The sequence below is a fragment of the Burkholderia alba genome (genome assembly GCF_034721475.1).
GTDB classification, from domain to species: domain Bacteria; phylum Pseudomonadota; class Gammaproteobacteria; order Burkholderiales; family Burkholderiaceae; genus Burkholderia; species Burkholderia alba.
The window spans coordinates 136,778-149,483 of the sequence record NZ_JAWJWL010000004.1 but is presented as its reverse complement, the minus strand read 5'-3'; the positions used below and the strand labels follow the sequence as shown (position 1 = coordinate 149,483).

Annotated in this window: 11 protein-coding genes and 1 other RNA gene; 4 read left to right on the top strand and 8 right to left on the bottom strand. The window is 65.8% G+C overall.

Translation table 11 applies throughout. The annotated features are described in order from the left end of the window. Positions 1 to 268: 268 nt before the first annotated feature. Together RZR99_RS05690 and RZR99_RS05685 are read left to right on the top strand one after the other, a co-directional pair. Positions 269 to 778 carry a MerR family transcriptional regulator gene (locus RZR99_RS05690; RefSeq protein WP_323118766.1) on the top strand — a complete coding sequence of 170 codons (510 nt, stop codon included), beginning with the start codon at positions 269 to 271 and terminating at the stop codon, positions 776 to 778. Continuing rightward, complete coding sequence (locus RZR99_RS05685; RefSeq protein WP_323118765.1) at positions 715 to 1,140, top strand: carboxymuconolactone decarboxylase family protein; 426 nt, start codon at positions 715 to 717, stop codon at positions 1,138 to 1,140. Before RZR99_RS05690 ends, RZR99_RS05685 begins: the two co-directional genes overlap by 64 nt. A 22-nt stretch (positions 1,141 to 1,162) precedes the next feature. Here the strand turns inward: RZR99_RS05685 and RZR99_RS05680 are convergent, their stop codons facing one another. The 8 genes from RZR99_RS05680 to trxA all read right to left on the bottom strand — a co-directional run bounded on the left by RZR99_RS05680 (position 1,163) and on the right by trxA (position 9,782). Beyond that, on the bottom strand, positions 1,163 to 2,536 hold the full coding sequence (locus RZR99_RS05680; protein ID WP_323118764.1) for an MATE family efflux transporter: 1,374 nt from the start codon (positions 2,534 to 2,536) through the stop codon (positions 1,163 to 1,165). A 3-nt stretch (positions 2,537 to 2,539) separates the two neighbouring features. Next, positions 2,540 to 4,294 carry an ArnT family glycosyltransferase gene (locus tag RZR99_RS05675; protein ID WP_323118763.1) on the bottom strand — a complete coding sequence of 585 codons (1,755 nt, stop codon included), beginning with the start codon at positions 4,292 to 4,294 and terminating at the stop codon, positions 2,540 to 2,542. Between the two features lie 225 nt (positions 4,295 to 4,519). Further along, complete coding sequence (locus RZR99_RS05670; protein WP_323118762.1) at positions 4,520 to 4,783, bottom strand: type B 50S ribosomal protein L31; 264 nt, start codon at positions 4,781 to 4,783, stop codon at positions 4,520 to 4,522. Between the two features lie 156 nt (positions 4,784 to 4,939). Continuing rightward, positions 4,940 to 5,776 (bottom strand): M90 family metallopeptidase, encoded by an 837-nt coding sequence (locus tag RZR99_RS05665; RefSeq protein ID WP_323118761.1) that lies wholly within the window; start codon positions 5,774 to 5,776, stop codon positions 4,940 to 4,942. A gap of 43 nt (positions 5,777 to 5,819) precedes the next feature. Then, positions 5,820 to 7,376 (bottom strand): MFS transporter, encoded by a 1,557-nt coding sequence (locus RZR99_RS05660; protein ID WP_323118760.1) that lies wholly within the window; start codon positions 7,374 to 7,376, stop codon positions 5,820 to 5,822. Then, positions 7,373 to 7,870: a MerR family transcriptional regulator gene (locus tag RZR99_RS05655; protein WP_323118759.1), complete on the bottom strand. Its 498-nt coding sequence runs from the start codon at positions 7,868 to 7,870 to the stop codon at positions 7,373 to 7,375. Before RZR99_RS05655 ends, RZR99_RS05660 begins: the two co-directional genes overlap by 4 nt. A gap of 127 nt (positions 7,871 to 7,997) precedes the next feature. Continuing rightward, positions 7,998 to 9,260 (bottom strand): transcription termination factor Rho, encoded by a 1,263-nt coding sequence (rho, locus tag RZR99_RS05650; protein WP_006478662.1) that lies wholly within the window; start codon positions 9,258 to 9,260, stop codon positions 7,998 to 8,000. A 195-nt stretch (positions 9,261 to 9,455) separates the two neighbouring features. After that, positions 9,456 to 9,782, bottom strand: a complete 327-nt coding sequence (trxA, locus tag RZR99_RS05645) for a thioredoxin TrxA (protein ID WP_323118758.1) — start codon at positions 9,780 to 9,782, stop codon at positions 9,456 to 9,458. 357 nt (positions 9,783 to 10,139) lie between these two features. On the opposite strand from trxA, the gene ffs reads away from it, so the two are divergent. Together ffs and dnaX are read left to right on the top strand one after the other, a co-directional pair. Further along, an RNA gene (ffs, locus tag RZR99_RS05640) (signal recognition particle sRNA small type) lies at positions 10,140 to 10,238 on the top strand. A 113-nt stretch (positions 10,239 to 10,351) separates the two neighbouring features. Further along, the gene (dnaX, locus tag RZR99_RS05635) at positions 10,352 to 12,628 is read left to right on the top strand and encodes a DNA polymerase III subunit gamma/tau (protein WP_323118757.1); all 2,277 of its coding nucleotides are present in this window, start codon (positions 10,352 to 10,354) and stop codon (positions 12,626 to 12,628) included. Positions 12,629 to 12,706 lie beyond the last annotated feature (78 nt).

The following is a 12,706-nucleotide window of genomic DNA, read 5'->3' as shown; positions in this document are numbered from 1 at the left end:
AGGACTCCCCTGTAAACGGATGAATGGCTGTTGGAACGGATGGCATGCCGTAAGACGGCCGCATGCTGCGTTTAAGCATAGGACAAATGCGTGCCCTTTTTAAGACAGCCGGGCGAGTGTTGCTCACCGAAGGGCGCGCTGTAAAGGCCGGCAGGCGGATTTGCGGCCGGTTTTTACCATTCTTGACGGAATCCGCGGATACCGGGGGGCTGGCTTGCCGGTGGTGCTTGACTTAGAGTGCGCTCTAAGTCCTAACCTTGGAAACGTCATGTCGAATGCATCGAAGAAAACGCCCCCGAATGCGCTGACGATCGGACAGGTGGCCGAACTGATCGGCGTTTCGACGCATACGCTGAGGTATTACGAGCAGGCGGGACTGCTGCGGGCGATCGCGCGCACCGGCGCCGGGCATCGGCTGTACGCGCCGGCCGATCTGGACTGGCTGCGCTTCGTGCTGCGGCTGAAGGCGACCGGCATGCCGATCGCCGGAATCCAGGCGTTCGCGCTGCTGCGGGACGCCGGGGATGCCACCGTCGGCGAGCGCCGTGTGCTGCTCGCCTCGCATCGTGACGCCGTGCTCGCGCAGATCGGACAGCTGCAGAGCAATCTGGCGGCGATCACCGACAAGATCGCGCACTATGCCTCGCTCGAGCGCGACATGACACAGTCGGCTCGCCCGCCGGGCGAGCGTATTTCACAGGAACAGGAGTCGTCATGGAACAACCCGAAATCCGGCAGGCAAAGAACGCGCGCTACGAACAAGGCTGGCGCAAGCTGAAGGAAATCGACGGCGAGGCGGGCGAGCGCGTGGTGGCGTCGCTGGCGGCGATCGCGCCGGAATTCGGCCGGCTCCTGATCGAGTTTCCGTTCGGCGACCTGTACAGCCGGCCGCAGCTCGATCTGAAGTCGCGCGAAATCGCGACGATCGCCGCGCTGGCCGCGCTCGGCAACGCGCAGCCGCAGTTGAAAGTGCATGTCGAAGGCGCGCTGAACGTCGGCTGCACCCCCGAGGAGATCGTCGAGGTGTTCATGCAGATGAGCGTCTACGCGGGTTTTCCGGCGGCGCTCAACGCGTTGTTTGCCGCGCGGGAGGTGTTCGACGCCCGGGGCATCGTGATGGCGGAGCGCGCCGCCGGATAGCGCGGCGCGCGAGGCGGGCCGCTCAGACCGCGCCGGCGGGCAGGGGCGTGAGGGACAACGGGCGGCGGCTCACGCGCCGCCAGTACAGGACGAGGCCCGTGCCGGCCACCGCCAGGCTCGCCGCATTGGCGCACCAGAATCCGCGCGCGCCGGTCAGCCACGCGGGGACCCAGCCGCCCACATCGAAACCGAGCGCGTATCCGCCGCCCAAGCCGACGCCCCACAGTGCGATCGCGTAGATGACGGTCGGCACGATCGCCACCTTGTAGGCGCGCAGGACGAACGCGGTGCTGGCCTGCAGCGCGTCGAACACGTGATAGACGGCGACGATCGCCATCAGCGGCAGTGCGGCCGCGGCGACCTTCGCGTTCGACGTGTAGCCGAGCACCAGGATCGGCCGCAGCGTGAGCACGATCAGGCCGTAGCAGCAAGCCGTCGCGCCCGCCAACATGATCGCGTGGCGCGACAGCGCGCGGGCGGCGTCCGGCTGCTGCGCGCCCAGCGCCTGGGCGACGAGCGTCGACGCGGCGACGCCGATCGACAGCGGCGTCATGTACAGCACGGCGCCGAGGTTGCCGGCGATCTGATGGCCGGCGAGCGTGGTCGTCCCGAAGTGCGCGATGAACAGCGCCATGAACGTGTACGACGTCACCTCGATGAGATAGGAGAGCCCCATCGGCACGCCGAGCTTCAGGATGGCTTTCTGGCGCTGCCAGACGGGCCGGCAGAAGCGCGAGAAGATCGCGAGCGGCGCGAACACGTCGAGCCGCGCGAGCAGCGTGAAGCCGGTCAGCGCGAGCCCCCAGTTGATCAGCGTGCTCGCGAGCCCGCAGCCGGGGCCGCCCAGCGAGGGCACGCCAAAGCCGCCGAAGATGAACCAGATGTTGAGCGGAAACTTAAGCAGCAGCGCGCCGATCTGCAGGATCATCGCGAGCCGGGGTTTGCCGGCGGCGTTCGTGAGCGCGTTGTAGATCCGGAACAGCAGGCTGGCGGGCAGCCCGAACGACAGGATCCGCAGATAGGCGACGGTGCGCTCGTGCAGTTCGGCGGGGGCGTGCGCGATGCGCAGCAGCGGCTCCGGGAAGTGCAGCAGCAGGAATCCGGGGATCGCGAGCATGACGGCGAGCCACATGGCCTGGCGGACTTCCTCGCCGATTTCGTGGAAACGGCGCGCACCGTACAGTTGCCCCGCGATCGGCTGCAGCGCCGACAGGATGCCGGTGAGGCCGATGAAGACCGACAGGTAGATCGACGAACCGAGTCCGAGCGCGGCGAGATCGAGCGCCGAGAAGCGGCCGACCATTGCCGTGTCGATCACGCCGAACGCGACGATCGCGAGCTGTCCGATCAGCACCGGCCATGCAAGGCCGACGATCTTGCGGATATCAGCGAACACCGGTCAGTCCCGGGCGGTGCGCGGCGGCCGGCGCTTGACGGGTGTTTTCGGTCGCTCGATCCGTTCGTACAGGCGGAAGCGCTCGTCGCGATCGGCCACCCGCCGGCCTTCCCACACGAGCCGCCATACGTACTGCGAGATCGAGCTGGGCTCGCCGTAGTCGGCGCGATCCTGGCGCAGCAGCACGTCGCAGTCGTCGGTGAACGAGAAGTGCATGTCGCCGAAATACGCGAAAGTCGCGATCTGCGCATCGCCGAGCCGCACCGGGGAGATGCATTCGTAGTCGGACGGCAGGTGCGCGGAAATCTGCTGCGCGACGTCGCGGTAGGTCCGGCTGTAGTTGACGAACGGCAGCCACAGCGTCATCAGCAGCACCCACATCAGTGTCGTGCCCGCGCCCGAGAGCACCACGCTGCGCCACAGTACCTTCGGCTGCCGCGAGATGCGCCAGCGCACCAGCAGGATCCAGCAGGCCGTCACGATGAGCGCGCAGACGAACGACAGTACCTTGAAGTGCGGCTCGTAGCCGGGCACGAGCCGGGCGAGATTGCGGGCGAGCGGGTAGGGGAAGCCGGTGAGCGACGCGAGCCACACGAGCCACACGAATGTGCCGAGGATCGTGAAGCTCAGCACCGCGAACCAGTCGATCGCATTGATCGCGCCGCGTTTCAGGGTCGGCAGCGCGAACGTGGCCAATACCGCGAGCGGCGGCAGGATCAGCATGTACATCCGGTTGCTCTGCTGGCTCTGCAGGATCACGAGCGCGACGAGCGGCACGATCACCGACAGCGGCGCCGCCACGTGCGCCCGGCGGCGGAAGCCCGCCCAACTGACCCACGCCCAGATCGCCAGCGGCCAGGCGGGCCACGTGAAGAGCGGCAGGTTTTTCGCCGCGTAGCCGAGCACGGCGGTCGGCGGTCCCGAAAAACGCATCAGGCTGCCGTGCAACCACTGGTTGAAGAACCAGTTCGCGTCGTCGGGGAACCATCCGAGCGCGGCGGCCGGCCAGATCGCGAACAGCGCGACGGCGAGCGGCAGGCCGAGCAGCGGCAGGTAGGCATTGCGGATGCCCGGCGTAACGAGATATAGCGCGAGGGTGCCGACGAGCAAGGCGGCGACCAGCACCGGGTTGCCGGACAGCGCGACCAAGCCGATCGAGACGCCCCACCAGAGTGCGCCTTGCAGCGGCTTGTCGAGGCTGCGCACGAGGCTGTAGACCAGCATCGCGATCCATGCGAACTGCGCGAGCTGCGGGGTGGTTTCGTGGCCGCGCTCGGCGAGCCCGAAACACGCGAGGAGGATCAGCAGCGCGCCGTCGGCGAGCGTGCGTCCGTAGTCGCGCGGCTCCGGTTCGCCGCCGAACGCATACTTGAACGGCTGCACTTCGGCGCGCCGGCCGAGCAGATAGGCGGCGTACCAGACGAACGCGCACGCCACGCAGAACAGCACGCCGGTATAGACGCGCGACGCATTGCTCGCGTCGACCCACGGTCCGAGCGCGCGGATCGCGAGGCTGCCGAGCCAGTAGCCGAGCGGGCCGTCCGTCGTGATGAACTTGCCGACCAGGTTCGGCAGCAGCCAGTCGTGCAATGTGCCGGTGGCCATCGTCCACATCACGCCGAAGCCCGCCGCGTCCTCGTTCTTCCAAGGATCGCGGCCGAACAGGCCGAACGCCGCATAGACGACGCAGAGCGTGAGCAGCAGCCAGCGCGGCAGGGCGCGGGTGGCGGAGGCGGTAAGGCGAACGACAGGCTTCATGCAGATTGCGGCTTCAGGTGTGCGAGGCGCCTTGCGCGACCCGGCGGGTGGGGCAGGCGATTTTGAGCATCCGGCATTGTAGACGCGGCGAGCGATACGCGTCTGCGCAATGGGGCAGCGGCATCCTCGCGGACGGGGTGCGAACCGAGCGGGGACAAAAAAGGGCAGCCTGGGCTGCCCTTTTTGCTGAACCGGCGGTACGGCTGCCGGTTGTCGCGTGCAAACTTACTGTGCTGCCTTGCCGTTCGCGCGCGAGCCGAACTTGTTCTTGAACTTCTCGACGCGGCCGGCCGTGTCCATGATCTTTTGCTGGCCGGTGTAGAACGAGTGCGATTCCGACGACACTTCGATCTTGGCGAGCGGGTAGGTCGTGCCATCGAGTTCGATGGTTTCGCGCGTCTGGATGGTCGAGCGCGTCACGAACTTGAAGCCGTTCGACATGTCTTGGAAGACGACTTCGCGGTAATTCGGGTGAATGCCTTGTTTCATGATTTTTCCTGAGTAAGAGCGGTAGCCAACCCGCCGCTTTCGCCATCGAACGCCGGCTGCCGGCGCAATTTCGATAGCGAAGCTCGGCGCGAGCCACTTGCCTGAGGTCGAAAGTACGCGATTATGTCAGAAAATCAGATGGTTGGCGAGTTTTTATCAGGTTCCCTCGGCGAGTGCGCCGGTGCTCGCCGGGTCTTGCCGATAATAGCGGGCGAGCAGCCGGTACAGCTCGGGAAATTCGGACTCGAACACCTTGGGCCGAACAAAGAGCGCCTCGCTGCAGACCGCGAAGAATTCCGACGGGTGGTCCGCCGCATAGGGGTCGATTAGCGAATCGCGCTCGAAGCGGGCCCATGCACGATCCGGCACCGAATCCACGCGGCGGCAGAACTGGTCGTATGCGTGATCGAACACGTCCGACCACCCTTGTGCATCGATGAACGGCGCGTGCCAGCGCCGGAACAGGGGCGGATGGCCGTCGGCGAAGCCGTTCACCATGTCGATCTTGTGCGCGAACTCATGGATCACGACGTTGTACGCATCGGTACCGTCAGTCATCTGCGCGTCCTCCCACGACAGGATGACCGGGCCGCCTTCCCACGCTTCGCCGCTTGCATCCTGCTCGATTTCGTGGACGACGCCGTCCTCGTCCTCCACCGTCTTGCGAATCACGAACTCGCCCGGGTAGACGACGATGCCGACCCAGCCCCGGTACAGGTCGAGATCCAGATTCAGTATCGGCAGACAGGCCTGCGCCGCGATGCCGACCGTCATCGCATCGGTCAGCTCGAGATCGTGCGCGGTCGAAAACGACTTGCGGGCGAGAAACAGGCTCGTCAGGTCGCGCAGGCGCTGCAGGTCGCTGCCGGACAGGTAAGCAAGAAACGGCAGGCGCTCGACAGTCGAGCGCCATAGCGCGTCGGGGATCGGGTGGGTGCGCAGCGCATGGTCGCGGCGGCGGGCGCCGAGCCATTGGGTGAGTTTGGAAAGCATCGATGCGGGAGGCGGGACGCGATGGACAGGCGCTAAACGTACCCTAATCGATCTCTTTTTGCCAGGCGGCGAACAGTCCGCCGCAGATTGCGACGGCGGCCAGGAAGTAGAAGCCGTCGAGCGACGTGAGAAACGCGGCCTGCTGCGCGATCATCCTGCTGACCGAGACGAGCGCCAGCGCATGGGCGTCGTTCAGCGCGTGGCCCGCGGCGACGAAGCTGCGCGTCAACGTGTCGAGGGTCTGCTGGAACAGCGGGTTGTAGACGTTTGCCTGCTCGGCGAGGCGGGTCTGGTGCACCGCCTGCCGGTGCTGCTCGACGATGATGACCGATGCGGTGGCGAACGAGATCGTCAGCTGGCGGACGATGTTCTTCAGCCGATAGCCGTGCGTGTACTCGTCGATTGCGAATACGCGGAACGTGAGGTTCGCCACCGGCAGCACGATGAACAGCAACAGCAGGCCGCGCAGCAGCAACGGCACGATCAGTGCCGCCTCGCCGATGTCGGGCGCCATTCGGGTCATCCAGAGCGCGGCGAATGCCGCGAGCGCGAAGCCCGGCACGATGACCCACTTCTTGTGCGTGAGCAGCTTTGCGTAGCGCAGATAGACGAACAGCGCGCTGGCGGAAATCAACGACATCGTGCCGACCAGCCGTCCCGCGTTCTCGACCGGGAAACCCAGCCCCGATTCGAGGAAGCGCGAGATCAGATAGCTGAAGCCCGTGGTCTCGTAATAGTAGAACATGTAGAGCAGCAGCCCGACCCGGAACGTGCTTTCGCGGAACGCGTGCAGGCGCACCAGCGGCGACGGGTGATGCCACTGGTGATAGACGAACCACGCGAGGCCGCCCAGGCCGCCCGCCGTCAGCAGGATGAGTTGCGGAGAACCGGCGAACAGCTGATAGCGCACCTGCTGCATGACGATCTGCAGCGCGCCTTGAGCGAATGCGAAGATCACGTAAGGCCAGAAATGCGCGTTGCCGCGCGCTTCGAGCGGGGTGTTGCCCGAATTCGGCAGCGCGAGGAGCGCGAGGCCCGCGAACGCGATGCCGACCGGGACCGTGCACGCGAACAGGGCGCGCCAGGTGAAATGCGCGACCAGCAGGCCGCCGGCGATCGGCGCGAGCGCGCTGCCCAGCAGCAGCATGATGAGAAATGCGCGGGTTGCGGGAGGGCGTTGCTGCGGCGTGAAGCTGATCTGGATCAGGATCCGGCAGGCGCCCATCATCGGGCCGATGAAATAGCCCTGGAAACCTCGCGCGAATGCAAGTTGCAGCGAGGTGTCGGCCAATGCCGCGCCGGCGGCGCCGAGCGAGAACATCAGCATGCATCCGGCGATATAGCGGCGATGGCCGAGCCGGTCGACCCACCATTGCTGCTGCAGGATCCCCAGCACGGCGGCGACCGCATACGCGCTTGACGACCAGACGAGTTCGTCCGGCGAAGCGTTGATTCCGCCCGCGATGTAGCTCGCAAAGAACGAAAAAACCGCGTTGTCGAAATAATCGAGGCCCGTGACGAGCGCGAGTACCCATGGAAAGACGTCGCCGCGCAGGCTGGCGGTGCTCCACACCGGCTGTCGGCTCGGCGTTGCGCTCATGCCTTGCTCTGGCGGGCCTTGCGGCCGGCCGCCGCCTGCCGCTGCGCGATCAGCGCTTCGCGGTTTTCGCCCGCGAGCCGCCGCTCGATGTAATCGATGTCGTGCTGCAGTTCCTTCTTGAGCGTCCGGACCTCTTTCAATTCGCGCTGCGCGGCCGCGATCCGGGTATCGAGGGTGGCGATCTGCCGGGCGAGATCAGCATGAATGCCCTGCAGCGAAGCGTCCGAATAGCGGCGCTGCCCGTCGCCTGTCGCTTCGAGCGGGCGCTTGAGCATTTCGGTGATGCCGTGCAGCGAGAAGCCGATCGCCCGCAGCCGCAGGATGCGGCCGAAGCGCTCGAGATCGCTTGCGTCGTAGAGGCGGTAGCGGCCTTCGCTGCGGCTTGGCGTCACGAGGCCGCGTTCTTCGTAATACTTGAGCGTGCGCGGCGTGACGCCAAGCTGCTCGGCGGCATCGCGCACGGTCAGCAGGAGGGTGGAGGTTTCAAGGCTCATGGTACGGAACACCCGGAGCGGGATTCGATGAGCCGGATTATAGATCAACGTGAACGTTCACGTACAGGTTGGCGCGCAAAAAAACCGCCCGGAATGCGGGCGGCTCCTGGCGACGCAACTGCGGGGATCAGCCGCCGCGGCGCATCAGATCGAAGAATTCGGAATTGCTCTTGGTCTGACGAATCTTGTCGAGCAGGAATTCCATCGCCTCGACCTCGTCCATGTCGTGGATGAACTTGCGCAGCACCCAGATCTTTTGCAGGATCTCGGGCTTGATCAGCATTTCTTCGCGGCGCGTGCCCGACTTGTTGAGGTTGATCGACGGATACACGCGCTTCTCGGCGAGGCGGCGCTCCAGGTGCACTTCCATGTTGCCGGTGCCCTTGAATTCCTCGTAGATCACGTCGTCCATGCGGCTGCCGGTTTCGATCAGCGCCGTGCCGATGATGGTCAGCGAACCGCCTTCCTCGATATTGCGCGCGGCGCCGAAGAAGCGCTTCGGGCGCTGCAGCGCGTTTGCGTCGACACCGCCCGTCAGCACCTTGCCCGACGCCGGGATCACGGTGTTGTACGCGCGGGCGAGGCGGGTGATCGAGTCGAGCAGAATCACGACGTCGTGCTTCATTTCAACCAGGCGCTTGGCCTTTTCGATCACCATTTCGGCGACTTGCACGTGACGCGTGGCCGGCTCGTCGAAGGTCGACGCGATCACTTCGCCCGCAACGGAGCGCTGCATTTCGGTCACTTCTTCGGGGCGCTCGTCGATCAGCAGCACGAACAGGATCACGTCCGGGTGGTTCTGCTTGATCGCATGCGCGATGTGCTGAAGCATCACGGTCTTGCCGGACTTCGGCGACGCGACGAGCAGACCGCGCTGGCCCTTGCCGATCGGCGCGATCATGTCGATGATGCGGCCCGTGACGTTTTCCTCGCCGCGCATTTCGCGCTCGAGCGACAGCGGCTTGTTCGGATGCAGCGGCGTGAGGTTCTCGAACATGATCTTGTGTTTCGAGGCCTCGGGCGGCTGCCCGTTGACTTTGTCGACCTTGACCAGCGCGAAATAGCGCTCGCCGTCCTTCGGCGTGCGCACTTCCCCTTCGATCGTGTCGCCGGTGTGCAGGTTGAAGCGGCGGATCTGCGACGGGCTGATGTAAATGTCGTCGGTGCTCGCGAGATAGGACATCTCGGGCGAGCGGAGGAAGCCGAAACCGTCCGGCAGCACTTCGAGCGTGCCGTCGCCGAAGATCGTTTCTCCCGTCTTGGCGCGCTTTTTGAGAATGGCGAACATCAACTCCTGCTTGCGCAGGCGGTTCGCGTTTTCGATCTCCAGGCCATTGGCCATTTCGATCAATTCGGAGACGTGCAGAGACTTAAGCTCGGATAAATGCATACGGAGATCCCGCCAGGGAGGAGAAGATGCGACGAAAGAAATAGGGAGGAGGGCGAGCGGAAGCGCTCAGAGACTTAAATGCGTCTTGTCGACGTTTTTAATTCTAGCATAGGCCGATTCGGGCCTGAGTGGCCGATCGGCGGGTTCGCGGCGTACGTGTTGTCGGCTGACAACACGTACGGGCGGTGCTTCTAATTAAAGATGGCTGTCGAGGAACGCGGTCAGTTGCGATTTCGACAGGGCGCCGACCTTCTGGGCGGCCGCTGCGCCGTTCTTGAACAGGATCAGGGTCGGGATGCCGCGCACGCCGAACTTGGCCGGCGTCGCCTGATTGTCGTCGACGTTGATCTTGGCGATCTGCAGCTTGTCGCCGTAATCCTTCGCGACTTCGTCGAGGATCGGGGCGATCATTTTGCACGGGCCGCACCATTCGGCCCAGAAGTCCAACAGCACGGGCTTGTCGGATTTGACGACGTCCTGTTCGAACGATGCGTCGCTGATGTGTTTGATCTGTTCGCTCATTGGGTCAATACCTCTTTCGGTTCGGGGACTGCCTGCAGGCGCCAATGCTGGCGCGCCGGTCGCCGCCGGGCGGCCGGCCGCTGGGGCAGGCGCTCCGCTCTCTCGAGGGAGAAGGGCCGAGCGCTGCGTACCGCGGCTCGCGGGTCATTCGGGCGTCATATTAGCCTAAATTGCTATCCGCTGTGGACGGCGATAGTAGCCGTTCCGCGAGTAGGGGTGTGACGCCCATCCTGATCCGCTGCGATGTGACAGTTGGAGGTGTTCGCGGTAAACACAAGAGCCGGCTTCGATGAAAACGCCGGGAGGAAGCCGAGATAAGGGTCGCGTCGGGCATCAAGCGGTGATAGAATGTGACGTGACGGGCCTCCTCGCATGGAGGGATGGTCAACCTGGTCAGGTCGGGAACGAAGCAGCCACAGCCGTTTTCCACCAGTGCCGAGGGTCAGGCTCGTCACCCTCCTTTCTGTTTTACCCATCCCCTTGTCGATTCTCCTGCTCGCGCGCGCGAATGCGCATCCGGCGGTGTTCAAGCTGTCGGCGCGATGCATCGTTGCTGATACAATTTCGCGATGACCTATCAAGTTCTCGCACGCAAGTGGCGTCCGAAGGATTTCGCTTCGCTCGTCGGCCAGGAGCACGTCGTCAGGGCGCTTACGCACGCGCTCGACGGCGGGCGTTTGCATCACGCCTATCTGTTCACGGGCACCCGCGGCGTCGGCAAGACCACGCTGTCGCGCATTTTCGCGAAAGCGCTCAATTGCGAGACGGGCGTTACATCGCAGCCGTGCGGCGTCTGCCGCGCATGCCGCGAAATCGACGAGGGGCGTTTCGTCGATTACGTCGAAATGGATGCGGCGAGCAATCGCGGCGTCGACGAAATGGCGGCGCTGCTCGAACGCGCCGTGTACGCGCCCGTGGATGCGCGCTTCAAGGTCTACATGATCGACGAAGTGCACATGCTGACGAATCACGCGTTCAACGCGATGCTGAAGACGCTCGAGGAGCCGCCGCCGCACGTCAAGTTCATTCTTGCCACCACCGATCCGCAGAAAATCCCCGTCACGGTGCTGTCGCGCTGTCTGCAATTCAATCTGAAGCAGATGCCGGCGGGCCACATCGTGTCGCATCTCGAGCGGATTCTCGGCGAGGAACGGATCGAGTTCGAATCGCAGGCGCTGCGGTTGCTGGCGCGGGCGGCGCAGGGCAGCATGCGCGACGCGTTGTCGCTGACCGACCAGGCGATCGCCTATTCCGCGAACCAGGTGACGGAAGCCGCGGTGTCCGGCATGCTGGGGGCGCTCGATCAGACTTACATGGTGCGTCTGCTGGATGCGCTGGCCGCCGCCGATGGTCCCGCGATCCTGGCGATCGCCGACGAGATGTCGCTGCGCAGCTTGTCGTTTTCGACGGCGCTGCAGGATCTCGCCGGATTGCTGCACCGGATCGCCTGGGCGCAGTTCGCGCCGGCGTCGGTGCTCGACGAATGGCCGGAGGCGGGCGATCTGCGCCGCTTCGCCGAACTGCTGAACGCGGAGCAGGTCCAGCTCTACTACCAGATTGCGACAGTAGGTCGGAGCGAACTCGGCTTGGCGCCCGACGAGTATGCGGGCTTCACGATGACGCTGCTGCGGATGCTCGCGTTCGAACCGGCCGCTTCAGCGGGCGGGCATGCGCCCGGCGGACTGTCGGCGACGGCCGGCACGGCGTCGAACGCGCGCGCGGCCGCCGTGCCGGTGGCCCGGTCGGCGAAACCTGCGCCCGCGCCGCGGGCCGCGAGCGAGCCCGTTGTCGAAGCGGCTGAGCCGCCTTCGCGATCCGTGCCCGCCGCTGTTGCTGCGCCGGCTGCCGTACCGCCGATCGAATTACCCCAATCCGGTGCCGAGCCGGCTGTTTCACCGGTGGCCGAAGTGCCGCTGCAGGCGGTTGCGCCAGCCGCGCCGCCCGTGGCGGAGCGGGCCGCACGGGCGCCCGAAGCCGCCGCGCCGGTTGCGCCTCGCAGTGTCGAAACATCGACTCGCGCCGGCGGTGCGGCTGCCGCGCTCGACGTGTTGCGCAACGCCGGCATGCGCGTGTCGACGGATCGCGACCGTGCAAGTGCCAACGGCGCCGCGAAATCGGCGGTGCCGGCGGCCGCGCCTGCACCCGCTGCAAAGCCCGCGCCGCGGGTGAACGTTCCGGAGCCGCGCGCTGCGGCACGCGCGCCGCAAGCGCCGGCCGAATCGCGCGATGCGCCGCCGTGGGAAGAAATCCCGCCGGACGATTACGTGCCGCTGTCGGCGGACGAAATGTTCGGCGCGCCGCTCGACGACGGCTTCGTGCCGGCGTTCGGCAGCGGCCCCGACGACGTCCGGGTGGCACCGAAGCCGGCGCTGTCCGCGCCGGTCGACGCGCGGCCGCTGCCGGCCGCCATCGCGCTCGATGCGATCGGCTACGACGGCGAATGGCCTGCGCTTGCCGCGACGCTGCCGCTCAAGGGCGTCGCGTACCAGCTCGCGTTCAACAGCGAACTGACGGCGGTGGAAGGCGGTACGTTGAAGCTGTCCGTGCCGGTGCCGCAATACGCGGACGGTGCGCAGGTCGCGAAGCTGAAGGCGGCGCTGGCCGAGACCCTCGGCAAGCCGGTGGAGGTCGCGGTCGAGGTCGGTCCGGCACGCCGGACGGCGGCGGCGCTTGACGCCGCGGCGCGGGCGCAGCGCCAGCGCGAGGCCGAACAGGAGATCGGCGCCGATCCGTTCGTCCAGCAGTTGATTCGCGAGTTCGGCGCGCGGATCGTCGACGGTTCGGTGCGTCCGGTCGCGCCCGAAGCGGGCCAGGCGGCGGACGGCGCCGCGCCGACCCTGCACTGATCTGTCGAGGCGGCGCGCCGCGCCCCCATTCCCTAATCCCGGATCCGGCGCTAAGATCGCGCCGGTTTTCAAACGATC

What these genes read in the sequence shown, in the direction of transcription:
- RZR99_RS05660 (WP_323118760.1), bottom strand. Translation starts at nt 7,376, where the DNA reads ATGAGCGCAACGCCGAGCCGACAGCCGGTGTGGAGCACCGCCAGCCTG.
- RZR99_RS05670 (WP_323118762.1), bottom strand. Translation starts at nt 4,783, where the DNA reads ATGAAACAAGGCATTCACCCGAATTACCGCGAAGTCGTCTTCCAAGAC.
- rho (WP_006478662.1), bottom strand. Translation starts at nt 9,260, where the DNA reads ATGCATTTATCCGAGCTTAAGTCTCTGCACGTCTCCGAATTGATCGAA.
- RZR99_RS05675 (WP_323118763.1), bottom strand. Translation starts at nt 4,294, where the DNA reads ATGAAGCCTGTCGTTCGCCTTACCGCCTCCGCCACCCGCGCCCTGCCG.
- trxA (WP_323118758.1), bottom strand. Translation starts at nt 9,782, where the DNA reads ATGAGCGAACAGATCAAACACATCAGCGACGCATCGTTCGAACAGGAC.
- RZR99_RS05685 (WP_323118765.1), top strand. Translation starts at nt 715, where the DNA reads ATGGAACAACCCGAAATCCGGCAGGCAAAGAACGCGCGCTACGAACAA.
- RZR99_RS05655 (WP_323118759.1), bottom strand. Translation starts at nt 7,870, where the DNA reads ATGAGCCTTGAAACCTCCACCCTCCTGCTGACCGTGCGCGATGCCGCC.
- RZR99_RS05690 (WP_323118766.1), top strand. Translation starts at nt 269, where the DNA reads ATGTCGAATGCATCGAAGAAAACGCCCCCGAATGCGCTGACGATCGGA.
- dnaX (WP_323118757.1), top strand. Translation starts at nt 10,352, where the DNA reads ATGACCTATCAAGTTCTCGCACGCAAGTGGCGTCCGAAGGATTTCGCT.
- RZR99_RS05665 (WP_323118761.1), bottom strand. Translation starts at nt 5,776, where the DNA reads ATGCTTTCCAAACTCACCCAATGGCTCGGCGCCCGCCGCCGCGACCAT.